22 protein-coding genes and 2 pseudogenes are annotated in these 24,592 nt (G+C 56.2%); 10 read left to right on the forward strand and 14 right to left on the reverse strand.

Annotated elements, in window-relative coordinates:
* The first annotated feature begins 278 nt into the window (after positions 1 to 278).
* Both paoC and AUC61_RS17845 read left to right on the forward strand, forming a co-directional pair.
* On the forward strand, positions 279 to 2,489 hold the full coding sequence (paoC, locus tag AUC61_RS17840) for an aldehyde oxidoreductase molybdenum-binding subunit PaoC (protein ID WP_243247510.1): 2,211 nt from the start codon (positions 279 to 281) through the stop codon (positions 2,487 to 2,489).
* Positions 2,490 to 2,529: 40 nt separating this feature from the next.
* A complete protein-coding gene (locus AUC61_RS17845; RefSeq protein ID WP_243247511.1) occupies positions 2,530 to 3,444 on the forward strand; it encodes a LysR family transcriptional regulator in 915 nt (304 codons plus the stop codon).
* A gap of 77 nt (positions 3,445 to 3,521) precedes the next feature.
* Here AUC61_RS17845 and AUC61_RS17850 read toward each other — a convergent pair whose 3' ends face one another.
* The gene (locus tag AUC61_RS17850) at positions 3,522 to 4,544 is read right to left on the reverse strand and encodes a zinc-dependent alcohol dehydrogenase family protein (RefSeq protein WP_243247512.1); all 1,023 of its coding nucleotides are present in this window, start codon (positions 4,542 to 4,544) and stop codon (positions 3,522 to 3,524) included.
* A 319-nt stretch (positions 4,545 to 4,863) separates the two neighbouring features.
* On the opposite strand from AUC61_RS17850, the gene AUC61_RS17855 reads away from it, so the two are divergent.
* Positions 4,864 to 5,991, forward strand: a complete 1,128-nt coding sequence (locus tag AUC61_RS17855) for a mechanosensitive ion channel family protein (RefSeq protein ID WP_243247513.1) — start codon at positions 4,864 to 4,866, stop codon at positions 5,989 to 5,991.
* A gap of 118 nt (positions 5,992 to 6,109) precedes the next feature.
* Here AUC61_RS17855 and AUC61_RS26670 read toward each other — a convergent pair whose 3' ends face one another.
* Together AUC61_RS26670 and AUC61_RS26675 are read right to left on the reverse strand one after the other, a co-directional pair.
* Positions 6,110 to 6,724, reverse strand: coding sequence for a methyl-accepting chemotaxis protein (locus AUC61_RS26670; RefSeq protein WP_422765486.1), 615 nt, complete (start codon positions 6,722 to 6,724; stop codon positions 6,110 to 6,112).
* Positions 6,698 to 7,465 (reverse strand): annotated as a pseudogene (locus AUC61_RS26675) (PAS domain-containing protein); the annotation flags it as partial. The gene AUC61_RS26670 and the pseudogene AUC61_RS26675, both read right to left, overlap by 27 nt.
* A gap of 306 nt (positions 7,466 to 7,771) precedes the next feature.
* Here AUC61_RS26675 and AUC61_RS17865 point away from each other — a divergent pair.
* From AUC61_RS17865 to AUC61_RS17880, 4 genes are all read left to right on the forward strand, one after another.
* Positions 7,772 to 8,095: a hypothetical protein gene (locus AUC61_RS17865; protein ID WP_243247515.1), complete on the forward strand. Its 324-nt coding sequence runs from the start codon at positions 7,772 to 7,774 to the stop codon at positions 8,093 to 8,095.
* Positions 8,096 to 8,184: 89 nt separating this feature from the next.
* Positions 8,185 to 8,625, forward strand: coding sequence for a tryptophan-rich sensory protein TspO (tspO, locus tag AUC61_RS17870; protein ID WP_243247516.1), 441 nt, complete (start codon positions 8,185 to 8,187; stop codon positions 8,623 to 8,625).
* Between the two features lie 10 nt (positions 8,626 to 8,635).
* The gene (locus tag AUC61_RS17875; protein WP_422765488.1) at positions 8,636 to 9,112 is read left to right on the forward strand and encodes a thiol-disulfide oxidoreductase DCC family protein; all 477 of its coding nucleotides are present in this window, start codon (positions 8,636 to 8,638) and stop codon (positions 9,110 to 9,112) included.
* 61 nt (positions 9,113 to 9,173) lie between these two features.
* A complete protein-coding gene (locus AUC61_RS17880; protein ID WP_243247518.1) occupies positions 9,174 to 9,710 on the forward strand; it encodes a sterol desaturase family protein in 537 nt (178 codons plus the stop codon).
* On the opposite strand, the gene AUC61_RS17885 is transcribed toward AUC61_RS17880, so the two are convergent.
* The 5 genes from AUC61_RS17885 to fni are packed head-to-tail and all read right to left on the reverse strand — an operon-like array spanning position 9,592 to position 15,566.
* Positions 9,592 to 10,593, reverse strand: a complete 1,002-nt coding sequence (locus AUC61_RS17885) for a phytoene/squalene synthase family protein (protein ID WP_243247519.1) — start codon at positions 10,591 to 10,593, stop codon at positions 9,592 to 9,594. The two genes, AUC61_RS17880 and AUC61_RS17885, sit on opposite strands and share 119 nt — an antisense overlap.
* Positions 10,590 to 12,080, reverse strand: a complete 1,491-nt coding sequence (locus AUC61_RS17890) for a phytoene desaturase (protein ID WP_243247520.1) — start codon at positions 12,078 to 12,080, stop codon at positions 10,590 to 10,592. Before AUC61_RS17890 ends, AUC61_RS17885 begins: the two co-directional genes overlap by 4 nt.
* Positions 12,077 to 13,243: a lycopene beta-cyclase CrtY gene (gene crtY / locus AUC61_RS17895; protein ID WP_243247521.1), complete on the reverse strand. Its 1,167-nt coding sequence runs from the start codon at positions 13,241 to 13,243 to the stop codon at positions 12,077 to 12,079. Before crtY ends, AUC61_RS17890 begins: the two co-directional genes overlap by 4 nt.
* Complete coding sequence (locus AUC61_RS17900; protein WP_243247522.1) at positions 13,240 to 14,514, reverse strand: glycosyltransferase; 1,275 nt, start codon at positions 14,512 to 14,514, stop codon at positions 13,240 to 13,242. Before AUC61_RS17900 ends, crtY begins: the two co-directional genes overlap by 4 nt.
* Positions 14,511 to 15,566, reverse strand: a complete 1,056-nt coding sequence (gene fni, locus AUC61_RS17905; RefSeq protein WP_243247523.1) for a type 2 isopentenyl-diphosphate Delta-isomerase — start codon at positions 15,564 to 15,566, stop codon at positions 14,511 to 14,513. Before fni ends, AUC61_RS17900 begins: the two co-directional genes overlap by 4 nt.
* A gap of 196 nt (positions 15,567 to 15,762) precedes the next feature.
* Here fni and AUC61_RS17910 point away from each other — a divergent pair, with 196 nt between their 5' ends.
* Entirely contained in the window at positions 15,763 to 16,668 is a 906-nt protein-coding gene (locus tag AUC61_RS17910; RefSeq protein ID WP_243247524.1) for a polyprenyl synthetase family protein, read from the forward strand.
* A gap of 15 nt (positions 16,669 to 16,683) precedes the next feature.
* On the opposite strand, the gene AUC61_RS17915 is transcribed toward AUC61_RS17910, so the two are convergent.
* The 3 genes from AUC61_RS17915 to AUC61_RS17925 all read right to left on the reverse strand — a co-directional run bounded on the left by AUC61_RS17915 (position 16,684) and on the right by AUC61_RS17925 (position 18,758).
* Positions 16,684 to 17,145 carry a hypothetical protein gene (locus tag AUC61_RS17915; protein ID WP_243247525.1) on the reverse strand — a complete coding sequence of 154 codons (462 nt, stop codon included), beginning with the start codon at positions 17,143 to 17,145 and terminating at the stop codon, positions 16,684 to 16,686.
* A gap of 521 nt (positions 17,146 to 17,666) precedes the next feature.
* Positions 17,667 to 18,167: a CinA family protein gene (locus tag AUC61_RS17920; RefSeq protein ID WP_422765467.1), complete on the reverse strand. Its 501-nt coding sequence runs from the start codon at positions 18,165 to 18,167 to the stop codon at positions 17,667 to 17,669.
* A 9-nt stretch (positions 18,168 to 18,176) separates the two neighbouring features.
* A complete protein-coding gene (locus tag AUC61_RS17925; RefSeq protein WP_243247527.1) occupies positions 18,177 to 18,758 on the reverse strand; it encodes a cyclodeaminase/cyclohydrolase family protein in 582 nt (193 codons plus the stop codon).
* A 305-nt stretch (positions 18,759 to 19,063) separates the two neighbouring features.
* Here AUC61_RS17925 and AUC61_RS17930 point away from each other — a divergent pair, with 305 nt between their 5' ends.
* Positions 19,064 to 20,197 (forward strand): metallophosphoesterase, encoded by a 1,134-nt coding sequence (locus AUC61_RS17930; RefSeq protein WP_243247528.1) that lies wholly within the window; start codon positions 19,064 to 19,066, stop codon positions 20,195 to 20,197.
* Positions 20,198 to 20,365: 168 nt separating this feature from the next.
* On the forward strand, positions 20,366 to 21,697 hold the full coding sequence (locus AUC61_RS17935) for a GDSL-type esterase/lipase family protein (protein ID WP_243247529.1): 1,332 nt from the start codon (positions 20,366 to 20,368) through the stop codon (positions 21,695 to 21,697).
* Positions 21,698 to 21,784: 87 nt separating this feature from the next.
* Here the strand turns inward: AUC61_RS17935 and AUC61_RS26680 are convergent, their stop codons facing one another.
* The 3 genes and pseudogenes from AUC61_RS26680 to AUC61_RS17945 form a co-directional block, all read right to left on the reverse strand.
* A complete protein-coding gene (locus tag AUC61_RS26680; protein WP_422765489.1) occupies positions 21,785 to 22,648 on the reverse strand; it encodes a methyl-accepting chemotaxis protein in 864 nt (287 codons plus the stop codon).
* Positions 22,643 to 23,425: pseudogene (locus tag AUC61_RS26685) on the reverse strand (MCP four helix bundle domain-containing protein); the annotation flags it as partial. The gene AUC61_RS26680 and the pseudogene AUC61_RS26685, both read right to left, overlap by 6 nt.
* A gap of 280 nt (positions 23,426 to 23,705) precedes the next feature.
* A complete protein-coding gene (locus tag AUC61_RS17945; RefSeq protein ID WP_243247531.1) occupies positions 23,706 to 24,380 on the reverse strand; it encodes an HAD family hydrolase in 675 nt (224 codons plus the stop codon).
* Positions 24,381 to 24,592: the final 212 nt, after the last annotated feature.

Below are 24,592 nucleotides of genomic sequence, written 5' to 3' on the forward strand. Positions count from 1 at the left end.
TCGGCAGGTCCTGCAGGCCCTATGTTTGCTGCAAGACTCACAGCTTCTGCGTGAACTTGACGAAGCACTACTGAGCCCTGCTCATGGCTTCATGTTGAAAACCCCGGTTATCAGCGCAAGCCCGGTGCCATAGGCTCCAGCCATGAAAAGCCCACCCTGCCTGTTTCATCCAGTGCACCAGCGATTATGGCTTCGCACCAGGATGGAATTATTGAGGAACATCCGGCGTCAGCCACCCAAGACGCTAGATGACGGTCGATTGACAAGGAGAAAGCCCCATGAAGTTTGATACGCCTGCGCGCAGCAACCCGATTGATCAAATGAAGGTGATTGGACAACCCAAAGATCGCGTTGAAGGCAAACTGAAAACCACCGGCACGGCGACCTATGCCTATGAACAACAGGCCACTGTCAGCCCCCCTGCTTACGGCTATGTATTAGGTTCATCAATCGGCAAGGGGCGGATCTCATCAATTGATTCGAGCGAAGCACGCCAGGCCAGTGGCGTCATTGCAATCGTCACCTATGAGAATGCAGGTCAACTGGACAGGGGCGAGTTTTACGTTGATCGCGCACTGGCCGGTCCTCAGGTGGATCATTATCACCAGGCAGTAGCAATCGTCGTTGCGCACACGTTTGAAGAGGCCCGGGCCGCTTCAGCATTGGTTAGGGTCCATTACGTCAGCGAACCTGGAGCCTACGACCTGGCTGCGCAACGAGAGTCAGCCAAAACACCCGCACCGGGTGCGTTTGGCCCTCCTCCACACACGGCAGTCGGAGATTTCGAAGGCGCGTTCAAAAAGGCTGCTTTCACACTCGATGGCCATTACACCACTCCGGATCACGCCCACGCGATGATGGAGCCCCACGCAACCATCGCGCAGTGGCAAGGAGACAAGCTGACGCTATGGACGTCTATTCAGCAAATGAACTGGGGTGTCAGAGACCTGGCCAAAACACTGGGTATCCCCAAAGACAACGTTCACTTGATCTCGCCATACATTGGCGGCGGCTTTGGCGGGAAAGGCACCATTCTGTGTGACGCCGTGCTGGCGTCTCTCGCGGCGAAAGCGGCCGGGCGCCCTGTAAAAGTGGCGCTTCCACGCCCGCTCATGTTTAACAACCTGACGCACAGGCCCGCGACGATTCAAAGAATCCGCCTGGGTGCCAGCCCGGACGGCACGCTTACCGCAATAGGCCACGAGAGTTGGTCGGGCAACCTGCGAGGTGGTCGCACTGAGGCGGCTACTGCATCGACCCGAACGTTGTATGCGGGTGCGAACCGTATGACCCGTTTATACCTTGCCGAACTCGACCTTGCCGAAGGCAGCGCCATGCGTGCGCCAGGTGAAGCGCCTGGCATGATGGCGCTGGAAATTGCCATGGACGAAATGGCTGAAAAACTGGGTATGGACCCTGTGAAATTTCGCGTCATCAACGACACCCAGGTCGACCCGGAGCAGCCAGATCGTCGTTTCTCTCAGCGCCAGTTAGTCGAGTGCCTGAATACGGGAGCTGAACGTTTTGGCTGGGCTCTACGCAATCCCCTTCCCGGCAAGGAACTGCATGACGGCTGGTGGACCGGCATCGGCATGGCGTCTGCCATTCGTGGCGCGCCCACTACGAAATCGGCTGCACGTGTCCGGCTTGACCGTAAAGGCATGGTCACCGTCGAAACAGATATGACGGATATCGGCACCGGCTCTTACACGATCATTGCCCAGACTGCTGCTGAAATGATGGGCGTTGAAATGGACAAAGTGAACGTCTACCTGGGGAATTCAAGATTCCCGGAGTCTTCAGGTTCTGGCGGCCAATGGGGTGCAGCCTCATCCACGGCGGGCGTCTATGCGGCTTGTGTGAAACTCAGGGAAGCCATCGCTGAGAAGCTGGGGCTCGATCCAGCGAAAACGGAGTTTATCGGTGGTCACGTTCGTGAAGGTTCGAACAGCCTGCCATTGGCAGAAGCGACAAAGGATGGTGACCTGTCGGCCGAAGACGTCATGGAGTTCGGCGACCTGGCAAAACAGTATGCTCAGCAAACCTTTGGCGCACACTTTGTCGAGGTGGGTGTAAACGCCGCGACAGGAGAAATTCGCATTCGCCGTCAGTTAGCGGTGTGTGCCGCAGGCAGAATACTTAACCCCAAAACAGCTCGCAGTCAGATCATCGGGGGTATGACCATGGGCGCAGGCGCAGCCCTTATGGAAGAAATGATTGTGGATCATCGCCTGGGATTTTTTGTTAATCACGATCTGGCCAGCTACGAGGTACCGGTGCATGCCGACATCCCTCATCAGGAGGTCATTTTCCTCGATGAAGTGGACCCTTACGCAACACCTCTCAAGGCCAAGGGTGTCGGCGAGCTCGGTATTTCTGGAGCCGCCGCGGCGATTGCCAACGCTGTTTATAACGCTACCGGCGTCAGGGTTCGCGATTACCCCATCACGCTCGATAAGCTCATTGACCAGTTGCCCGCTTTGGGCTGACTTTTCCCCATAACTAACTGTTTTGGCTTCGGAGTAACAAATGCAGCTAAGCCGCACGAATTTGGCAGATATTGTTTATTTCCTCGCCATCGCTCGGCATCAAAGCTTCAGAAAGGCTGGTCTGGAGGCGGGAATCAGTGCGTCGGCGCTGAGCCATGCCATGAAAGGACTTGAGACCCGGCTTGGCGTTCGACTGCTCAATCGCACGACGCGGAGCGTGACGCTCACCGCCGCTGGCGAGGAACTGCAGAGCCTGATCAGCGCTCCGGTCAATGATATCGGCCAAGCACTGGAAGCCCTGAACAGGCTCCGCGATGAACCCGCCGGACGTATCCGCCTGAACGTCTTGAGCGACGGTGCCAAACTACTGCTGGGTCCCGTGCTTCCGGTTTTTGTGGATCGCTATCCGGACATTGAGATCGATCTGACCGTGACCAATCGAATGGTCGATGTCATCGGCGAGGGGCATGATGCAGGCATTCGATTTGGTGGGACGGTTCCCGCAGACATGATCGCTCGACGACTGTCTCCCGATGTTGCGTGGGCAGTTGTTGGCTCGCCTGATTACCTCAAACGATTCGGCACCCCGAAACACCCGGAAGATCTACACCATCATCGTTGTTTACGTGTGCGCCTGGGTAATGCACACATCTACCATTGGCAATTCTCTAAAGAAGGCCAACAGCTGGAGATTGACGTTCCCGGAGCCATCACGATCGATGAGGCGCGTGTTGGTGTAACGATGGCAATGCGCGGCGCTGGATTGATGTACGTTCTAGCCTCGGTAGTAGAGCGACAGATCGCGGAAGGCTCGCTGCAGCGAGTACTGGAAGACTGGACTCACTACGACCCGGGGTTCCACATCTACTACTCAAGCTTCAGACAGGTACCTGTAGGCCTTCGTCTACTTATTGATCTGATTCGCGAACTTGAACCTATGGGTCCACTCCCCTAGCGAGTTTAGCGCGCCTGTCGCTTGATGAAGACCTCACTAAATACAGGCGCGGCGTTGCTCAAGACTTCGCCCAGGTTTCAGTCGCGATCAAACTCGATCAACACCTTGCCAACGTGTTGCGCAGCGGCGAAATAGGCATACGCATCAGGCGCGTCGTCGAACCTGAAAGTCTTCGCGACTACCGTTTGAATGCCGTTCGCTTCGATGGCGCGCAGCAGGTCGACGAACATCTTGCGGTTGCCGTTGGCGATGCCCCGGATTGTCACGTTTTTCAGGATGAGCGATACATAGTCAGGTATTGGCGACTTCTGTCCAGGGCTTACACCTATCACGGCAATACGCCCGTTCACAGCTGCTGCCGCGATGGATTGGCCCAACGTATCTTGACCGCCCGTCTCGATGATAATGTCGGCACCCGCGTTCCCGGTAAGCAGCATCAACTGTGCGGCCCAGTCGGTATGGGTGCGGTAATTCACGGTGATGTCCGCGCCGAGCTCGCGAACATATTCCAGTTTCTCATCGCTTGAGGAAGTCATCGCCACTCGCGCGCCCAGGACCTTGGCGATTTTCAACGCTGCCAAGGCCACTCCCCCAGTGCCCAGGCAAAGAACAAGTTCGCCCGGCTTTACCTTGCAAACCTTAACCAAAGCATTCCATGCGGTAAGCCCAGCGGACGCGAGTGCGGCGACATCTTTATCCATCAACGCTTCCGGGACGCGGATCAACGCCGCTGCCGGAAGTACAATTTTTTCAGCAAGCCAGCCATCGTGGCTGACACCGACGTCATGGCTGAAAACGTCAGCGCGAAACTCCCCGTCCAGCCAGTTGGGAAAATGACCGCAGATGACCCGGTCACCTGGCTCAAACTGCTCAACCCCTTCGCCGACTGCAATGACTTCTCCGACGCCCTCGGAAACCGGGATACGTTCAGGCGCCTGCTTAGGGCCATATATACCCCGAAGAATCTGGACGTCTCGACTGATGAGGCTCACGAGACGGGGGGCGATAACCACTTCCCCTGCCCCGGCAAACAATTCGGGGCGGGTGGTCGCGGTCAGTGAGTCCAGGCCATTTTGAGCACCTATCTGGAAAGCTTTCATCGGGTAATCCTTGTTTCGCAAAATTTAGAACGTGGAGATGTATCGAGCCTTGGGCATTCCCAAAAGGCACCGACTGCACCTTACAAGAAAGATCGCTGCCGTGTAGCGGCCCTGAGCGCAAACCAGTCCACCGCCCCCGCTCGATAGACTGACGATGCACGCCTGTGCAGTAACGCCCGATTGATTGAACGCTCACGACTCGACACCGACTAACCCCCTGAGAGCTGCCTGACCCAAACCATATCAGGCAGTGTTACTGGCTAGGAGCAACACCGGTCTTGATGACGTGGGTTGTTCACAGCACTTATTGGGGGATTCAATGACCGAGGATTTGACACGACTTTTTACTGAACACGCGATTCTGGGCATTTCGCTGGCAAGCTGGATTTTCGCGCTGTGTGCAGCGTCGCTGAGTTACGTGTTTGCCAGAACGGCTATCGGCTTCGTTTTAAAAAGAATTCAAGCACGCTCGGCCGCGGGTAACGGCCACATGAACTACATTGCGGGCCAGGTACTTTCGGGGACCAGTAACACACTGCTGGTATTGGCCTCGATACTGATTGGCGTCGGGATTCTTGATCTACCCGAGCGCTGGCTAGGTCGGGTCAGCAGCCTCTGGTTCGTCGTGGCGGCCTTGCAGGTCGGGCTCTGGATGAACCGGGCATTAGCGCTCGGTTTACATCGTTATTTTTCCCGTCATAGCGCAAACCAGACTTTTCAAGCCGGTGCACTGGCAACCCTGAGCCTATGGGGCGCCAGAGTTTTGCTCTGGGCTGTCGTGTTGTTGGCCATGCTGTCCAACGTGGGTGTCAACATCACAGCCTTTGTTGCAAGTCTGGGTGTGGGCGGTATTGCTGTAGCGCTGGCGGTTCAGAATATTCTGGGCGATGTATTTGCCTCGCTGTCCATTGCTGTCGACAAGCCATTTGAAGTGGGTGATTTCATCGTCGTAGGTTCGCTCTCCGGGACTGTCGAGCACGTAGGGTTGAAGACGACGCGCATCAGAAGCCTCGGTGGCGAGCAAATCGTGATGGCCAATGCCAACATGATTGCGAGCACCATTCAGAACTACAAGCGGCTGCAGGAGCGGCGGATTGTCTTTGAGTTCCGCCTTACCTATGACTGTTCAGCAGAGCAGATCAAGCAGCTCACACAAAAGGTTGAAGACATCATCAAGAACGAAGACAAGGCTCGCTTCGACAGGTGTCATTTCAAAGGCTTCGGGGAAAGCGCACTGGAATTCGAGACGGTTTATATCGTGCTGGATGCGAGTTACAACGTCTATATGGATGTTCAGCAGGAGATTAACCTGCAGATCATGACGGCAGTCGCTGATCTGGATGCGCAGTTCGCTTTCCCTTCGCGCACCGTCAATGTCGCTTCATTGCCCGGGCACAGCGAGACGGGTTCGATCAAGGCGCTGTCACCCGCTTCCGAGCCTGCATAAAGGCTGTCTTTGAGCAGCGCAGAAAGGAGGTGCAATCGGCGCGTGATGGCCAGGCGATCACGCGGATTGCCGCTGGGCAGCAATCCGCAATGGCTGGACGCCGTTGCCTTGGCGCAGGCTACCCGACCCAACTGACGGCGGTTTTGGGAATAACTTCAGACTCGTCGAGCTTGGAGGCAAACATGCTTACTGCCTCGACGGCGTCGCTGGTACCGCTGCGAATCTGCAAAATCACCGAGCCCGCTTGATCGGCCAGGCTAACGCCGCGTTTTGCGCCCTCCTGAGTGGCGTTCATGCTGGCGACTGCATCACGGGTTTCAGAGAGGATCTTGCCGATCATTTCGGCAATCTCAGCTGTTGAGCGGCTGGTACGCCCCGCCAGTTGCCGGACTTCGTCGGCCACAACCGCAAAACCTCGCCCCTGATCGCCAGCGCGCGCTGCTTCAATGGCGGCATTGAGAGCCAGCAGGTTGGTTTGATCAGCAATACCACGAATAGTATTGACGATGGCTGTGATCTGTTCGGAGCGCTCGCCCAATTGACCGACAAGCCGGGCTGACGCGCCAATATTGTCGGCTATCTGGCGCATTTCCTGGGCGGTTTCCTGAATGACCTGGGCACCCTGCTCGGCAACTTTTTCGGTCTCCGCAGAAATATGGTATGCCCGTGAGGCACCGCGGGAGTCCTCTTCAAAGCGCTCGACACGCTCGGTGATATCACTGGCAAACTTGATGACCTTGGACAATTTACCGTCAGCGTCATACACCGGGTTATAAGTCGCCTCCAGCCAGACTACTCGTCCGTTCTTACCGAGACGTTTGAACTGCCCGCTGAAAAACTCACCCGCATTCAACCGACGCCAGAAGTCGCTGTATTCAGTGCTATTGACCAGGTCTGACTCGCAAAACAGCCGGTGGTGCTTACCCTTGAGGTCGTTCAGGCCGTAACCCATGGTCCGCAGAAAGTTGTCGTTGGCCGAAATAATGTTGCCAGCGAGATCAAACTCAATGACGGCCATTGCCCGATCCAGTGCGGCGAGTTTGCCCCGCGTCAGCGCTTCCTGGGTAACTTTTTCAGTCACGTCCAGCGCGTATTTGACGATCCTCAGCACTTGGCCACGCTCGTCGAGCACCGGGTTGTAACTGGCTTCAAGCCAGACATTCTGCCCCGCTGCGTTGACTCTCTGGAACGTACCGGAGACGAATTTACCGGCCTGCAGTTGCGACCAGAACTGGCTGTAATCGGCGCTACGGGTCAGCGCCGGGGTACAGAAGTCCCGATGCGATTTACCGGCTAACTGTTCTGCGCGATAGCCCATTGCGGTAAGAAAATTGTCGTTGGCCCGAAGGACTTTGCCGTCCAGACTAAACTCGACAACCGCCATGGAGCGGCCCAGTGCTTCGATCAATCCCTTATAACCCACGACTTCGGCCGTCCTGGCCGCCAGTTCATCTTTAAGCGATTTATTGAACATGGACCTGCCCTCAGTGCTGCCTCAACGTATATATCTTCAACAGATATCGGCGGACAAACCGGCAACTGGATTACGCTGGTCACAATTATGTTTTGACGTCAACAAACTGAATATTGGCCCGCAAAAAACGACGCAGCGTCGAGTCAAGGTGACCGGCAGGGTTCAAGACCCTGCTATGTATTCATCTCCGGATAACCTGTTTGTTGTGACGCCTTTGCTCCTTGGCCACGGTCGGTATTACTGAACACCCGTCACTGATGTTTGTCCCAACAGGCTAATGAGAGATTGCTATACGGAATGATCGAAATGAATCCTGTGACACCAGACGGTCGTTACTTTGTGATCAACGGGCAACTGTGGCGCTGCTCCAACCCCCATCTGGATGAAGGCAAGCGACAGCGCCTGGTAACCGATCTGATGGCGGCCCGGCGAGCGGTAAAAGCAGCGAAAGCTTCGGGCGATCCCGAGCAGATGAAGGCAGCGAGATCAGAGGTTCAGATAGCCAAGGTGGCTCTTGGGGAGCGAGGGCCGGTTTGGTGGGAGGATGGTGCGTCAGACTTCAACCGGTACAAGGTCACTAACACGCCATATGAGCAATGGTATCGAGCACTGGACGTCTCTGATTCCTGAACCGGGACGGACTTTTTTAGCGTACAGGCATCCAACCCAGATATAGCCACCGTGCTTCCAGATCACATTCTCTCGGCCAAGGGGTATCTATGACCTTCTACATTTTTCTGCTCGCGTGTTGCGCAGCCGCTGCAACGGGCATCATCTTCAAGCCCGGCGCCTGGTACGAATCGCTGCAAAAACCGGGTTTCACGCCGCCGAACTGGGCGTTTCCAGTGGCTTGGACAACAATTTATCTGTTGCTCGCATGGGCCGGTTATCGCATGACGCTACTCCCCGGCAGCGAGACTGTCCTGGCGCTGTGGGCGGCTCAAATTGCACTGAATACGCTGTGGACACCGGTGTTTTTTGGGGCAAATAAAATCCTCGCTGCAATGGTCATCCTTGGCTTGCTCTGGATTGTCGTTGCCACAATGGTGGTCATGGCATTGCAGCTGGATGTCATCACCGGGCTGATTCTGTTTCCCTATCTGGCGTGGCTTTCGGTGGCTGCTGCACTTAACTTTTCGATCCTGCGTCACAACAAGTGAGGGCCGCAATCTGACTCGTGCAGGCCGCGCTGGCCCAGACCTTCCCCGCCCCAAAAGCCCTGCTTTGCTGGCTGCAGGTGAAACCGTTGTGCTCTTCGACGGCACCTGCAAGCTTTGCAACGGCTGGGCGCGCTTCGTCATCCACTACGACCGGAACCACCTGATCAAGCTTGCCGCCGTTCAGTCTTGCGAAGGGCAGCGGCTGCTTGAATGGGCCGGGTTGCCTCAGGATAAATTCAATACCATTGTGCTGATTGCGGATGAATCCGTGTCCATTCGCTCCGATGCGATGTTCAGGATTCTGAAGCGCTTACCTGCGCCGTGGCGCTGGCTAAGCGTTGCGAGGGTCATCCCTGCCGGGATGCGCGACTGGATGTATAACAAGATTGCGCTCAATCGCTACAAGCTGTTTGGTCGCTACGATTCCTGCCAATTGCCTGCGCCCGATCATGAACATCGCTTTTTGAAGGCAGATGAGCTGTCCTGAAGCCAGAACGTTTACGAGACTGAAGCAGTCCTATTCGCTGTACCGGATGAGAGTTAGCTGAATGCTATTCAATACATTGGTTTTCCTCGCGACCCTGATTGGCATGGAAGGGTTCGCGTACTTCGCACATCGCTACGTGATGCATGGCTGGGGCTGGGGCTGGCACCGCTCTCACCATGAACCACGCAGCGGCTGGTTCGAAAAGAACGACCTTTATGCGTTGGTTTTCGCGCTGCTCGCCATTGTGCTGATTGCCGTGGGCACTCAGGGTGCGCATCCACTGGAATGGATCGGCGCCGGAATGACTGCGTACGGTTTGCTGTATTTTCTGGCCCATGATGGCCTGGTTCACAAGCGGTGGCCGCTAAAATACGTGCCTAGAAACGGCTACCTCAAACGTCTGTATCAAGCTCATCTGATGCATCACGCGGTTTCCGGAAAGGAGCACTGCGTATCTTTCGGCTTTCTGTATGCGCCGTCTATTCCCCGACTTCGCGCACAACTTCGTGAACTGCATGCGGGGCCGTTGCGCAAGTCCGATGAGGACGCTGCCACAGGCTCTCCTGACGTTCAGGCCACTGACGCCCCCGTGAAGTAAGCGCCTGCCATAGCCCGGACACGACCAAGCGTAATTTGTCTCCTTTGGAAGTAGACACTCGGGTATCCCAGGCGTGAGCGCCGCGCTGCTTCACTTTGATACCAATTTCGCGGTACACGCCGCACGCAGTTGCCACCGCCCACGCTGACCGCCAGGGCAGCGAGGTGAGCCCAGCTTTCGAGCTTGAGTAAAAAGGCTCTGCCAAATCCACCAGGCGCTGCGCCAGTATCGCCAGCGACCCTCGATACTGCGGGTCTGCAAGGCTGTGTGCGGGGATTGACAGTTCGTCGAGCCACGCCAGAGGCAAGTAGCAGCGCCCGACTCCCGCATCCTCCACGATGTCACGGGCAATATTGGTCAACTGGAACGCCATACCGAGGTCGCAGGCACGGTCCAGGGTCTCCTCGTCACTAACACCCATGACCTGCGCCATCATCAGACCTACAACCCCGGCTACGTGATAGCAGTAGTCGAGTGTGTCGTCGATTGAAAAGTATTGGCGCTGACGCGCATCCATTGCGAAGCCAGCCAGGTGTTCAAGGGCATACCGTTCCTGAATCCTGTGGCGGATGACAACTTCCCTGAATGCCGAAAATGCGGGGTTCTCAACCGCAAGGCCCGCATACACAGCCTGGGTCTGGGCGACGAGGCTTGCCAGTCTATGGTGGACCTCGGCCTGATCAACCGTTGTGGCCGAATGCCCTGCTTCCTGGCCATCAATGACGTCATCGCAATGTCGACACCAGGCATACAGCATAACGGCACTGCTGCGAGTGGCGGGGTCAAACAGGCGCGACGCTGCAGCGAAACTCTTGGAACCCACCGCAATACTTTGTTTGGCGTGATCCAGCAAGGCCTGATCATCGTTGTCGTTGGCAATCATGGATGCATCGCCTCCAGCATCAATCCTGCGGTGGCTTTCGCCGAGCCGATCACACCGGGAACCCCGGCACCGGGATGAGTACCTGCACCCACAAGATAGAGGTTGGGCAACTCGGCATCGCGATTGTGAGGCCGGAACCACGCGCTCTGACGCAGAATGGGTTCCAACGAAAACGCCGAGCCAAGGTGCGCATTAAGTTCACTGTGGAAATCGTCGGGAGTGAATATTCGGCAAGTCACCAGATCTTCGCGCAAGCCTGGTATGTAGCGTTTCTCAAGGTACTCAAAGATACGGTCCCGGTAGCGTGGGCCTTCAACTGCCCAGTCAATCGGCGCATTCCCAAGGTGCGGCACCGGCGAAAGCACGTAATGGCTTGAACAGCCAGGTGGGGCGAGGCTCGGGTCCGTTACGCAAGGCGTGTGCAAATAGAGCGAGAAATCGTCCGGCAACACTTCACCTTTGAAGATTTCCTGAATGAGGTCGCGATAACGCGGCCCGAAACACACGGTGTGATGTCGAAGCTGTGGCTGTTCGCGCTTCAAGCCGAAGTGGATGACAAACAAAGAGTTGCTGAAACGCTTGGTTTTCAAGCGTTTGCCCTCTTGCTGCCCTCTTGGATTGGCTGCCAGCAGGTCAGCATAGGTGTGTACCACGTCGGCATTGGAGGCAACGCTGTCAGCGTTAAAGGTACGGCCATCCTTGAGAGTGACGCCGGTGGCCCTGCCTCCATTGACGTTGATGCTGGCAACGTCTGCATTGAGTTCGACACGGCCGCCTATGTCCTCAAACAGTTTGACCATTGCCTGAACCAGAGCGCCGGTTCCCCCTCGGGGAAACCAGACACCCCACTCCCTCTCCAGCGCATGAATGAGCGTGTAGATCGAAGAGGTCGCGAACGGATTACCGCCGACGAGTAATGAATGAAAAGAGAACGTTTGACGCAGCTTTTCGTTTTTGACGAAGCGCGACACCATTGCATAGACGCTGCGCCATGCCTCAAGCCGCGCCAACTGTGGCCCGGCACGGACCATGTCCTTGAAGGACAAAAACGGTACCGCACCGAGTTTGAGATAACCTTCTCGGAACACTGCCCTGGAATAAGAGAGGAAGCGTTCATAACCGGCGACATCCTCAGGGTTCAGCGCCTGTATCTGTCGATCAAGTGAGGCCTGGTCATTGGCATAGTCGAACCGGGTGCCGTCCTCCCAGCACAGCCGGTAAAACGGTGATACGGGCAACAGTTCCACGTAATCCTGTATGGATTTGCCCGCAGCCGTGAACAGCTCCTCGATGGCTGTCGGGTCAGTGATAACCGTCGGACCTGCATCGAACGTGAATCCCTGATCGTGATAGACATATGCGCGACCACCTGGCTTGTCGCGTTTTTCCAGCAAGGTAGTCTGTACGCCAGCGGCCTGAAGCCGTATCGCCAGTGCCAGACCGCCGAAACCTGCACCAATCACAATCGCTTGTTTTGCCTGGGTCATACTCGTTTCTCGTAGTGGCTGGGCAGGTAGCGCCGCGCGGCGCGTACCGCCTCATTAACGGGGACGGGGGGCTTGCCCACCAACAGGCGCAGCTTGTCGCGCAGGTTGCTTTCACCCGCATAGAAACGACTGATCAAGCCTTCTGAAAGCCGGTAAAAACGCTGCATGACTTTCCAGCGATCGCTTGGCCGGCCAGCCAGAAAAAGCATGCGATTGAGCAAACGGTAGAAGCGTTGATCACGCCAGGCCTGAGCGCCTAGTTCATGGATGCCTTCGGCGAGCAGGTCTGCGTCGATGCGGGGCTGGCGGGCTATCCAGTCGGCGAGCCGCACGGCATGGGGCAACGAATAACCGGTTGTGCAATGGAAGAGACCGGCACGCAGCCCTGAGCGAGGCTGACCTGGCGCCTCCTGCCGGAAACCGGCGAAATCACCGGCCAGGGTGATGGGCAGCACGCCCTCTTCTTCTCGAAGGCATGCAGCAACTTGCCAATCCTGTGCACGGACATAGTCGGCAATGTTCTGTCGCAACTGCGCGGCGGAAAAACCATGGTCATCGATGTAGTGAGTGTCCTCTACTAACACCGTGTCCGCAGTAAACGGCAGTACGTAAACGAATCTGTAGCCCTCAGCCTGCGTCACCCGTGCATCCATGATGATTGGGGCGTGGAGGCCATGAGGGCTTCGCAGCCGTAGTAGCTGCCCCAGAAACGCCTGGCGCCCCAGTACCATGTGCGCGTTGACCTGCACGCCCCGACCGTCGATTACCGCCAGGGCGGAGAGTTCTTCGCCACTTTCAAGTAGAACGGAGCGCGGTGTGATGCGAACGATACGCTTGGAAGTCAGCAGGTCCTTGCCCAAGGCTGCCTCAATCACCTGAGCAAAGCGCTCGGAGGTAATACTGGCGTAGCCGCTGTTCAAGCGACGCGAGTAGCCTGGAAAGTGCACGTCATAGCCAGGCCAATGCTGAACGATCAGAGGCTTGAGCCATTCACGCTGATGAGCATTTAGATCGCCATCATGAAAAGACCAGGTATGGTTCCCGCCCAGACGCGTTTGCTCTTCAATGCACAGGACCTTTAACTCAGGGCGAACCTGCTTCAGGCGCCAGGCAATTAAACCGTTCGCCAGACCTCCACCCGCGAGGATCAAGTCGTAAGTCATGAAACCAACTCCCTGAGCACGGGCGCTTTGGTGCGCGCCACTGTTTCAATAATATTTGCCGCCCTTGCCCGGCCGCCGGCTTTTTCGAGCTGCACCGCCAGCCGATTGAGGGGCTCAGGTGAGAAATCCAGCACGCGTTGTAGTCTCTCGTGAATTTTCCGTGCTCCTGCGCGCCGGTGCAGTCGCAGTCCCAGTTTATGGAAGCTAACCCGTGAGGCTACACCAGGCTGGTCAAAACCAATGGGCATGACCAGCATGGGCGTGCGCGCCACAATTGCATCCATGACCGTGTTCATTCCGCCGTGGCTCACGAGCGCATCAGCTTTGCCGAGCACCCATTGCTGAGGGGCAAAATCGGTTACCCATGTCGCGCCCTTACGTTTGAGTTCACGCTCCTGAGACCTGTCCAGCCCGCCGCAATGAGCAACCAGAAGCTGGGCATCCAGCCGTCTGCATGCCGCGCTGATCCTTTCGAATATTCCCATTCGTTTACCCTGCAGTGTCCCCAGACTGGCGAATACAAACGGTCGGCCCGGCTCGATGGGTAAATCGCCCTGCTTTGCCTCGGCGGGTGACCGTAGTGGGCCGACAGCATGAAAATGCCCAGGAAGATATGTACGGGGAAAATCAAAACCCTCAACGGTCTGACTGATCTGAGCGTATGGCGACAGAAATTCGTGCAAGCCGCCGCGGGGCGGCAAAGCCAATCTTCGACAGGCCCCTTTCAAGACATCACCCAAGGGGCTCATGAGCCAGTCATATACTCTCTGGCTGCCTCGGTAGATTCGTTGGCTGCGCTCGTCTGTACCGAAAGCAAATGGCATCACGGGAAGTGGAAGATGCGGATCGCGGTTGACCGGCAACGCACAGGCCAATGAGACATAAGGCAGCCCTATTCCCTCCGCAATCAAGCCACCTGCTGCTTCCATCTGATCGCACAGTAAAACGTCAACGCCACGTAGCGCCAAAGCTGCAGGCAACTCTGCACAAAGCATAGTGGTGGTTCGGCACAAGTCGCGAATAACCGGGCGTAATCTCAACGGGTTGTTCGAAGAAGCGGCGCGACGCAGCACCGCATTCAGGCTGCCTGATGGATGAGTGTCGAACCCCAGCGAGTGAAAGTCGATGCGCTGATCGGTCAACCAGCGGCATGCATCGCCCTGCTGGAAAAATGTCACCTGATGGCCGCGATCGATCAATTCGCTCGCCAGCGCCTGAAACGCCTGAAAGTGGCTATAGAAAGCGGGCGCTACGACACCGAAATGGCTCATGCGTGCGAGGCGTATGGATGGCTAGAGGGCAACAAACGAGCCGTGCGAAGTGCGGCCAGATCCGGTGATCCTGTGCAAAAGCAGGCGATTCGAAGCTGGCGGATTACCACGTCGAAGTGATCAATGACGGCCTGAGTCGACATTGTTGCCGTTTGTAACACTCCTGCGGCCTGGCCGACGATATCCGCACCGAGTCGTATGGCCTTCGCCGCATCGACTCCATTACGAACGCCTCCGGATGCGATCAGCGTCACATCAGGCAAAGCGTGGCGAACCATTGCGACGCTGGTTGCTGTAGGAATACCCCAGTTGGCGAATGCCATTGCGACTTCTCGATCTCCGGGCCGCTGAGCACGTTCCGCTTCGACTACTGCCCAGCTTGTGCCCCCGGCTCCAGCCACATCTATGACACGTACGCCTGCTGAAACCAGCGCAACAGCAACTGATGCAGAAAGGCCTGCGCCGACTTCCTTGACGATCACTGGCACGCCGACGGTACCGGCGACCTCACTGATGGCCTGCAAAATGCCCTGCCAATTCTTGTCGCCTTCGGGCTGAACCGCTTCCTGCAGCGGATTCAGATGAATGATCAAGGCATCCGCCTGCAAGGTGTCGACGGCCCTGCGCGCCAGGTCCATACCGTCCTTTTCAAGCAACTGCGCGGCGCCGATATTACCCAGCAGTGGAACGCTCGGGGCCAGACGCCTGAGCTCGCGGGTCAGCCCTTGATCGTTGCCACTGCGTAGCCCCACTCGCTGGGAGCCAACACCCATGGCGATACCGAGGGCTTGAGCAGCCTCGGCCAGATGTCGGTTGATGGCAGTGGAGCGCTCTGCCCCGCCCGTCATCGAACTGATGAGCAATGGTGCACACAAAGGCATGCCCAGAAATGCAAATTGCAGGTCAATTTTATCCAGATGGAGCTCTGGCAAAGCGCAGTGTTCGAATTGCACCGCGTCTAGCCCGGACAACCTGGCTTGTGCCCTGGCACGCTGGTCCAGCACGATGTTGAGATGATCGTCCTTTCTTCTACTCAAATCGTGATCTTTCATCAAAGCTCCAAAATGCTTGAATCATTTGCCAGCGCGTGTGGTCATTTTATTCACGGATGTTGTACAAGAAATGAGGATGTACAACTCTGATAAAAGTTGAGGCATTCAAAAAACGAAGTCGTTCCGTGTTTATGCCGCTCACATCTCTGCATCTCGACGTAAACACCGAACAGCACCAAAAAGGTAGAAAGAACCGATGACAATGGACTCAGGCGCACTCATCGAATCCGGCTTTATTGAGCATCTGACCCAGATTCGCGCGGCCGTTGACAAGCGTCTGGATGAGTTGTTACCCGAATGCAGCAACGAGCGGGACCTGGTTGCGCTGGCCATGCGCGAATGCACGCTGGCGCCGGGCAAGCGCATGCGACCTATTCTATTAGTGCTGGCCGCTGAGGGGCTTGGGCACGAGGGTGATCGGGCTGTGGATCTGGGCTGCGCGGTCGAAATGATTCACGCCGCTTCACTCGTCCTGGATGACATGCCGTGCATGGACAACGCACAGCTCAGACGAGGTCTGCCGACAACGCATCTGAAGTTTGGCGAAGACGTTGCAGTGCTGACAGCGGTTGCGTTGCTCAGTCACGCATTTGGCGTGATCGCGTCCATCAACAATCTGCCAGCAGAGACCCGCACGCAACTGGTAGGCATCGTGGCCAATACCGTAGGTATGCAAGGCCTGGTACGGGGCCAGTTTCAGGACTTACGCGACGGTCAGCAGGGGCGCAGTGCCGAAGAAATAGCACTGACCAACAACCTCAAAACCGGCGTGTTATTCGGAGCGATCATGGACATGGCATGGCTGATCAGTGACGCCAGCGCAGCCAAGCGGCCGATGCTGCAGAACTTCGCGATGGAATTCGGACAAGCCTTCCAGATGTACGACGATCTCATGGACAAGTCGCTGGACAGCAACAAGGATCAGGGAAAGGACCACGGTAAATCGACTTTCGTTGCTTTATACGGCGAACAGAAGGTACGCGATCAGCTGCGGCAGCACCTGGCGAATGCGGAGTGTCACCTTCTTGAAGTTTACGGCAGCTCTCGAATGATCATGGATTACATGCGCATGATCTTCGACAAAGCTGCCGCGGTCGCCTAGCGTGGAGTTGTGCAGTTATTTAGCTAGCTCGACGGCCTGCTTCAGTTTTTCGGCGTCGGTAAAGCGTTGCTCATTGACGACTACACCGTCTTTCAATGTCAGCCATTGCACCGACTCTCTGTCGCCACCATAGCGAGTGGCTACCCTGCCGTCCTGGTCCAGCAAAATCCTGTATTTCGCCGAACGCATCGCAGGTACTGCGACTAGCTTGATCATCGACGGCATCTTTTCGATATCAGCCACATACACCGCATGACGCGCTTCAAGATACCCTTCGGGCTGGTCCTCGATTGCCGCGTTGAGCAGTTTGGCCGCTGACATGCTACGGGCGACTAGCAGTACTTTGGCGTCGTTATTCAGCGTGTAGGCGTTATCCCTCTGGTCAAGCAGCGTCCATTTGTACACCGGGGCAGTCGTGCCTTCTGCAAAGGCCTGGCCACTCACAAGTAATCCGATCAGAGCTGCAACACGCCACATGGGTAAGACCTTTTATGGGGAGGAAGTCAAAAGCTCCCGCATATTACGCCAGCGGTCTATCGCGCTCTACTGGTCGAAGCCTTTTTCGGAGAGCGAGTGGCGGATCGATAATCACGCTCACGGCATTTACGCAGTAACCGGTCTCGGGGACCTGTGGGTCTTATCGAATGGATGAGTGCCTTAATCAATCGCCGCCAATTGCGGTGCGGCGACATCCAGAAATTCGCCAGCGCGCGCATTATCCTGGTCTGTCTCACGGTCCCTCTCCCTGACATAACTTAGTGCGGTTTAACTTTGAATCCTTTTTTCGACGCAGCCGAGCTGAAATGGTTTGCTTTATTTATTACGTGATCACGCGATGGAGTTTCGCCAGCTAGCAACGACGCTCATGCTGATGAGGCCCGGGAGGACGACAAGTTCACTGCTGGGAGATAAGCGAATTGCCTGATGGGCAAGCGGTCAGCTCTACTATCATCGCCAGGGCGCACCTTGGATTCTGCTTCAGTAGGCAGCATCGTTTTTCAGCACGACTCTCCCGCGAGCATGCGCTGATGGAAATAAGGCAGGTACTGCAGCGCGTACATTGCTGACCGGGTTTGCATCTCATGCCTATCGCCGAAAAAACGATGCTGGCGAGTAAAGATGCCTATACGCCCTCCCAACGCAAACCCCCAGGCCAGACATACTGTGCCGGCGGGGATCCCATCCACGTCCTCTGTCCCACAGAGCCCGGTGGTGGCGATGACCGTATTGGCGGGGCTGTCACGCAGCGCTCCAATCGCCATCTCCCGGGCGACTTCCTTACTGGTGAGATTGAAATGTTCAATCGTTCTCAGACTCACGCCCAACAACCGGTTTTTGGCCTCAGGGGAATAAACCACATAGCCGCTTTCGACCACGTCGCCACAATGTGGCACTTCGGCCAATAACGAAATAATCCGCCCTGCGGTGCACGATTCGGCGGTGGTCAAATAAAGCGAATGGTTTTGCAGGTACTCCACAAGTTCGTCGGCTTTCATCATTAGCTCCAGTCAGGCGATTGATGCTGCCTTTATCCGCCGCAATGCCTGATCGGCTTCCTGTTGCAGCAAGAGACGTGTAGCGATTGGGTCAGGCACATCGTCGTGCTGTTCAAGTCCCGCACGGTCCGCATCCACATTCAGCAACAAAGCGCAAAGACTGGCGTGCACGATCAAAGCGGCTGACGTGACATCACTGCGCATATGCTTCATCACCCAAGGCAACGCTTGCTCGGCAAGGCACAGGCCTTCATGACAACTTCGCGCAGCAGCAAGTGATGCGAGGGTGATTCCCAGCGTGAGCTCTTGCGTATGGACACCTCCCTTTTCGGAAAGCTCATCGATATAAGCTTGAAAGGTACGCATGTCATTATCTGCGTGCGCTGCCAGTAACGCTGTTAACCGCTCACATGATCCAATCAACTCCATGCGTTCTGGCGCAGGGTGTTTTCGCTGCGCGTTACGCAGCGCCATCAGCAATAGACCCAGCCCCAGGTTGGCGCAGACCGAAACCGTTGCACCACAACTGGGTACCGGTGTGTCTGCTGAAACTTGCTCAAGCCATGACTCCAGTGTTGTCGACCAAAGGCTCATGCTGCCTCCTTTTTGTATCTGGACGCCGTATAGCGTTTACTCTACGCGCCATCGATCCAGGCGCCTGTAGACCGTCAGACAACGCAACCGGACCGTTGTTAACTAACCCTCTTTGTGGTGTGAGAAGCCATCAGTGACCAAGACGTCGGCGGGTAAAACCCGAAGTTACACTCGGCCATTCGTTTGCTCATGGCCACACGACACTTGAGTACGTTTGAAAACTGCTTTAGATATGGAGCTCACCACGGGCCTGCTCTGTCGAGACTGCCTCCCGACAACGAGCACAGCCAAAGGAATTGCGTTTAATGTTTCACCTCATGTTCAGCCTGCCTTGCCTGTACGCCATCATCCGTTTTATCTGGCCAATGCCATGGGCTCTTTCCGCAAGAATTGCAGTCGCACTGCTGTTGATACTTGCCTCGCAATACCATCTCTACAGTCGGCTATCTTCAGGAAGCGTTTTCTCGCCGGAGTTTCCGCGCAGCATCGTGATGCTTTTTAACTGGGGATTTGGCGCAATCCTGTTGATCGCGGTGTTTCAGATACTGGTCGATCTGGGCACGCTGCTGACCATGCTGGTTAGACGTCAGTGGCTGACCGTCCCGACTGGCCTGCGCTATGGGATTGGTGCTGCTGCGCTATTGCTGTCAGCAATCGGTGTCAATCAGGCAGTCCGCGTGCCGCCGCTCAAAGATATCGATGTTGCAATTCGAAACCTGCCCCCGCAATTTGAGGGTTATCAGATATTGCAGCTCACGGACCTGCACATCAGTCGGCTTTTTGACCAGCCGTGGACACGCGACGTCGTCAGCAAATCAAACGAGCTGGGCGTCAACCTGATCGTCGTAACCGGCGATTTGATCGACGGTTCAGTCAGCGACCGGACGCTGGATATTGATGCCCTGCGTAACCTGCATGCTCCGGACGGGGTGTACGTCATCCCCGGCAATCACGAGTATTTCTTTGATAACGAAGCCTGGATGCAGCACTTTGTCTCGCTGGGCATGATTCCGCTTGCCAACAGCCATACGCTGCTCAAGCGCGACGGCGCGCAGATTGTATTGGCTGGCGTCACCGATGTGACTGCGCCCAAAACCGGCTTCCCCGCGCCAGACCTGCAACTGGCGCTGAAAGGATCACCAAAAGACACGCCGATCATTCTGCTGGATCACCAGCCGAGGAATGCCCGGCTCTCAGCCGATCAAGGCGTGGACCTGCAGCTGTCCGGCCATACCCACGGCGGAATGATCCTGGGGCTTGAGCGGGTAATCGCCCTCGCGAATGAAGGCTTCGTGTCCGGGTTTTATCAGGTGGGCGACATGCAGTTGTACGTCAACAACGGCACGGCCCTGTGGCCCGGCTTCGCCCTTCGGCTGGGCGTACCGTCGGAGCTGACGCGCATTACTCTGCGACGCGCAAGCGGTTCGGATAAGCCATAGATGACTCGTCGGGGCATCCGTGCCCCGCAGCAGGGGCTGCCCGAAGCCTCGGCAAATAAAGGTAAGCTTCAGGAGCGTAAAAAGGCGACGAGTCATGCATGAAGCGCTAGTGCGCGCCCATGCATTTTGTCCTCGTATGAAAAACAAGAGAGAGAAGTCCTTATGAAAATGAAACAGGCCTGGTTGTCGCTGGCCCTGATCTCCACGCTTTTCGCCGTATCGGCTCAGGCTCAAACTGACGATAAATGGGTATCAGCATGGTTGGGTGCCATTCAGGGGCCCTACCCGGTCGGTAACCCCTCGGCGCAGCCGGATCTGAGTCTCGCTTTTCCTGCGCCGAATCAAGGCGCACAGGATCAAACCTTTCGACTGATGGTTCGGCCAGACATCTGGACGGGACAAACACGGATCCGCCTGTCCAACGAACTGGGCACCCAGCCCGTTACGTTTGACGGTGTTTACGTGGGCTTACAGCAAGGTAGCTCGGCAGTCATGCGAGGCACTAACCAGGCCGTCTCTTTTGCGGGCAAGCCCAGCATTGAGATTCCACCGGGTACATCGGCCTGGAGTGATCCCGTCACACTGCCGTTTGCCCAGGCAAAAGACTTGTCACTCCTTCAAGGTCGCAGGCTGGCCGTCAGCTTTCATGTAAAAGGCCAGAGCGGCCCGATGACATGGCATGCCAAGGCACTGAACACTTCTTATGTCAGTCGGCCTGGCGCGGGTTCTGTAGGCCATTCCGAAGCAGAAAACGCCTTCCCTTTCAGCACCACCTCCACCTACTTTCTGGACGCAGTCGACATGATGGCGCCCAAAGATACCAAGGTCGTGGTTGCCTTTGGGGACTCCATCACTGATGGCACCGGTACGACTTTGAACGGCGATGATCGCTGGCCAGATGTACTCGCCAGGAAGTTGCATGCTGTTTATGGAGACAGGGTTTCAGTCGTCAACGTAGGTATTGGTGGCAATCAAATTGCCGGGCCTGCCGCCTATTCGCCGCAAGCACCTTTTGCTGGCGGCCCGTCAGCAAAAATGCGCGTGGAAAGAGATGTTCTGGGCGTCTCTGGTGTAACGACTGTTATCTGGCTGGAAGGCATCAACGACCTCAGCAAGAACGGCAATGCCTCAGTTGAGACGGTCAAGGCTGCGATGACCGAAACGCTGAACAAAATAAGATCGCAGCGACCAGAGATCAGAGTCATTGGCGGGACAGTGATTACCGCCCTTGGAAGCACCAGTGCTGCGCATGGTCATGCTGAACAGAATACAAAACGTGAAGCGCTGAACACCTTCATCCGCACATCCGGCCTCTTTGACGATGTGATCGACTTTGAAGCCGCCACGCTCGACCCGGCAACCGGTGGTATGCGTGTTGAGTTTGTGCCCGACAGCACGGTGGGCGGACCCGGCGACAAATTGCATCCGAACAGAGCGGGCTATCAGGCAATGGCCGAGAAGATAGACATTTCGCGACTGTTCAAGGCCGATGCCAAATAAGGACCGGACAGTAGCGGCTCTTTGGTTGAGCCGCTACTTCTGCGAACAATCTACGTTGTTCAACAACTCAACGTCGCCGCCGCATTTTCAAAGCTTGAACTTGCCCACCAGCGTATTGAACGAGATCGCCAGACGAGACAACTCCTGACTCGACGCATTGGTCTGGTTCGCACCTGCTGAGGTTTGAGTCGACAAGTCCTGAATGTTCACCAGGTTGCGATCAACCTCTCGTGCAACCTGCGCCTGCTCTTCCGCTGCGCTGGCGATGACCAGATTGCGTTCGTTGATCTGGCTGACACCCGCGCTGATTCGTTCCAGGGCCAGGCCAGCTTCGGTTGCCAGCGACTGTGTGCTCTGAGCCATCGACTGGCTTTTGCCCATCGACTGCACGGCTTCATCAGCACCGGCGCGTACGACCTTGATCATCGCCTCGATTTCGCCAGTGGAGGCTTGGGTACGGTGGGCCAACGCCCGGACTTCATCCGCTACAACGGCGAAGCCTCGACCCTGCTCACCAGCACGAGCGGCTTCGATGGCAGCGTTGAGAGCCAGCAGGTTGGTTTGCTCGGCAATACCGCGGATCACGTCGAGCACTTTGGTGATGTCACGAATCTGACCCGCCAGCGTTTCAACGCGCTGCGTGGAGTCATTGATGTCCACTGCCATGGTGTTCATGGCCGTCACTGCCTGCTGCACTTGATGTTGACCCTTGATGGCATCTTCGGCGGTCTGGCTTGATACTTCAGAAGTGCTGGCTGCGTTACGGGCAACCTCCTCTACCGCTGCAGTCATCTGGTTGACTGCCGTGGCAGCCTGCTGAATTTCATCATTTTGACGAACCAGGCCCTGGGTGCTGTCTTCAGTGACTGCCGTCAGTTCTTCAGCGGCCGAGGCCAACTGATCAGATGCATCGGCGATTTGTTGCACGGTGCCTTTGAGGTCTTTCTGCATGTTGGACAGCGCTTTGAGCAGTTGCCCGGTTTCATCCTGACTACCTGCTGCTATCTCTTTGCTCAGGTCACCCTGGGCGATTCGGGTTGCGCTTTCTACAGACAGGTAAAGCGGCTTGGTGATCATGCGCGTTACCCACAAGCCCAGTATCACAGCGGCACCGGCAGCAATAAGCGCCCCGATGATCAGCGCCCATGTCACTCGATGGTTGGTGTCTTCACCCGAGGCCGCAACATCAGCTGCCTGGCGTGCATTGGACTCGATCATGATTTTGACTTCGCCAATGGTTTTGCGATACGCAGGCGTTGCAACGGTATCACCTAGCTTGGCTGCCTGATCGACATCGCCGCTTTTTAGCACCGCGAACACGTTTTCTGCGGCTGCGACGTAGGCTGGCCAGTCGCGCTCGAAGTCATTACCCGCGGCACGCTCATCAGCTTCGAGCGGAGTGGCTCGATAGATTTTGAACTGTTGTTCAGCCTCCGCCTGGTTGTCCCTGAAAGACAAAACCGCAGCGTTTATTTCCTCAGGCGTTGCTTTGCGTAACCCCAGGTTGAGCGCCCTGAACATGTCACGGTGGGTAGCAATCACGTTCGCCTTGACCGAGTCGGTTTTCTGAATCGACACCAGGTTGTTGCTGACCGTGTTCTGCAACTGGCCATAAATCGTTGAGATTCCGCTATATCCAAGCGCCGCAACGCCGACCGTGATGACGGCACAAAGACCAAATGCAGAGAGCAGTTTTGATTTGAGCTTCAGATTCAGGAACTGGGACATTGGAAGCACTCGGGTCTGGAATTGTTAGAGTCGAGAGCTAAACGGACCAACGCCCTCTCTAGCCGCGTTATCGACTGAGAGTGAGCAAACTTTATTGCCCCTGTAACACTAAGTTACAGAGCCAGTTCCTGATACACGTCGTGGGCGCAGCATACGACTGTGTAGGCGCGCACGAGCACCGCGAGGCCGCGATAGCGATGTATCAGACAAAACACCATCGCGGCCTCGCGGTGCTCGTGCGCTCCTACAGATTTTTAACTTGCTGCGCGACAACGTGGTGTCATGGTCGCGAGGCAATTTCGTCCAGATGCTGAAGCAGGTCTTGCGGGTCTTCATACACCCTCAACGCTCCCGCCCGCTCTAGCTCACCAATGTCATAACCGCCCGACAACATCCCGATTCCGGTTGCCTTGCAGCGTCGGGCTGCAAGCATGTCCCAGATCGCATCGCCGACCACCAGGCACTCATCAATGGCCACGTCCATCTTGCGCGCAGCAGCGATGAATAAATCGGGATCAGGTTTGCCGTACTGCACGTCGTCGCGGGTGATGATGTCGATGTCGTTGATGTCCAGCTTCAGCGCTTTCAAATTGATGGTTGCTGTATCTATTCCGCCGCTTGTCGCAATACACCACTTGAGGTTGTCTTCGCTGAGCGCATCAAGCAGTTCAATAGCCCCAGGCAAAGCAATGATCTGCCCCTGCAGCCGTTTGTAAGCCTGCGCATGTTTATCGCTGAGGCGTTGCGCTTGTTCGTCCGTGATCTTCAGTCCGGTTTCTCGCGACAGCGACTTGAGCATAAGCCCGCCACTCATGCCGATTTTCCTGTGGATGCGCCACATGGCGAGAGGAATATCTTCTGAGTCCAGCGCTTCTTTCCACGCTGCAACGTTTTGGTAGACGCTGTCGGTAAGCGTGCCATCAAGATCAAAGATGAATGAAGTCTGGGGACGCATCAGGCGGTTCCTTTAATGAAGTCAGGTTGGGTACCCATGTTTCGAGTGCCTGACAACCTGTGCGTTCGGTATTTCGTCACACGCCTTCTTTTGTTCGCACCTCACGGCAACAAACCTCAAAAAACTATAAATAAGTTGTACAAGAAGCTACATTGGTACAGGTTTTTTTGATCCATTGCCGTAGAAGACGAGGATAGCGTTGTGGATAGAGG

It is taken from the genome of Pseudomonas maioricensis, assembly GCF_022790535.1.
GTDB lineage: Bacteria > Pseudomonadota > Gammaproteobacteria > Pseudomonadales > Pseudomonadaceae > Aquipseudomonas > Aquipseudomonas maioricensis.

What these genes read in the sequence shown, in the direction of transcription:
- AUC61_RS26680 (WP_422765489.1), bottom strand. Translation starts at nt 22,648, where the DNA reads ATGCAGAAAGACCTCAAAGGCACCGTGCAACAAATCGCCGATGCATCT.
- AUC61_RS17880 (WP_243247518.1), top strand. Translation starts at nt 9,174, where the DNA reads ATGCTATTCAATACATTGGTTTTCCTCGCGACCCTGATTGGCATGGAA.
- AUC61_RS17930 (WP_243247528.1), top strand. Translation starts at nt 19,064, where the DNA reads ATGTTTCACCTCATGTTCAGCCTGCCTTGCCTGTACGCCATCATCCGT.
- AUC61_RS17925 (WP_243247527.1), bottom strand. Translation starts at nt 18,758, where the DNA reads ATGAGCCTTTGGTCGACAACACTGGAGTCATGGCTTGAGCAAGTTTCA.
- AUC61_RS17920 (WP_422765467.1), bottom strand. Translation starts at nt 18,167, where the DNA reads ATGATGAAAGCCGACGAACTTGTGGAGTACCTGCAAAACCATTCGCTT.
- AUC61_RS17910 (WP_243247524.1), top strand. Translation starts at nt 15,763, where the DNA reads ATGACAATGGACTCAGGCGCACTCATCGAATCCGGCTTTATTGAGCAT.
- AUC61_RS17915 (WP_243247525.1), bottom strand. Translation starts at nt 17,145, where the DNA reads ATGTGGCGTGTTGCAGCTCTGATCGGATTACTTGTGAGTGGCCAGGCC.
- AUC61_RS17850 (WP_243247512.1), bottom strand. Translation starts at nt 4,544, where the DNA reads ATGAAAGCTTTCCAGATAGGTGCTCAAAATGGCCTGGACTCACTGACC.
- AUC61_RS17885 (WP_243247519.1), bottom strand. Translation starts at nt 10,593, where the DNA reads ATGATTGCCAACGACAACGATGATCAGGCCTTGCTGGATCACGCCAAA.
- paoC (WP_243247510.1), top strand. Translation starts at nt 279, where the DNA reads ATGAAGTTTGATACGCCTGCGCGCAGCAACCCGATTGATCAAATGAAG.
- AUC61_RS17890 (WP_243247520.1), bottom strand. Translation starts at nt 12,080, where the DNA reads ATGACCCAGGCAAAACAAGCGATTGTGATTGGTGCAGGTTTCGGCGGT.
- fni (WP_243247523.1), bottom strand. Translation starts at nt 15,566, where the DNA reads ATGAAAGATCACGATTTGAGTAGAAGAAAGGACGATCATCTCAACATC.
- AUC61_RS17855 (WP_243247513.1), top strand. Translation starts at nt 4,864, where the DNA reads ATGACCGAGGATTTGACACGACTTTTTACTGAACACGCGATTCTGGGC.
- AUC61_RS17845 (WP_243247511.1), top strand. Translation starts at nt 2,530, where the DNA reads ATGCAGCTAAGCCGCACGAATTTGGCAGATATTGTTTATTTCCTCGCC.
- AUC61_RS17900 (WP_243247522.1), bottom strand. Translation starts at nt 14,514, where the DNA reads ATGAGCCATTTCGGTGTCGTAGCGCCCGCTTTCTATAGCCACTTTCAG.
- AUC61_RS17935 (WP_243247529.1), top strand. Translation starts at nt 20,366, where the DNA reads ATGAAACAGGCCTGGTTGTCGCTGGCCCTGATCTCCACGCTTTTCGCC.
- AUC61_RS17865 (WP_243247515.1), top strand. Translation starts at nt 7,772, where the DNA reads ATGAATCCTGTGACACCAGACGGTCGTTACTTTGTGATCAACGGGCAA.
- tspO (WP_243247516.1), top strand. Translation starts at nt 8,185, where the DNA reads ATGACCTTCTACATTTTTCTGCTCGCGTGTTGCGCAGCCGCTGCAACG.
- crtY (WP_243247521.1), bottom strand. Translation starts at nt 13,243, where the DNA reads ATGACTTACGACTTGATCCTCGCGGGTGGAGGTCTGGCGAACGGTTTA.
- AUC61_RS17945 (WP_243247531.1), bottom strand. Translation starts at nt 24,380, where the DNA reads ATGCGTCCCCAGACTTCATTCATCTTTGATCTTGATGGCACGCTTACC.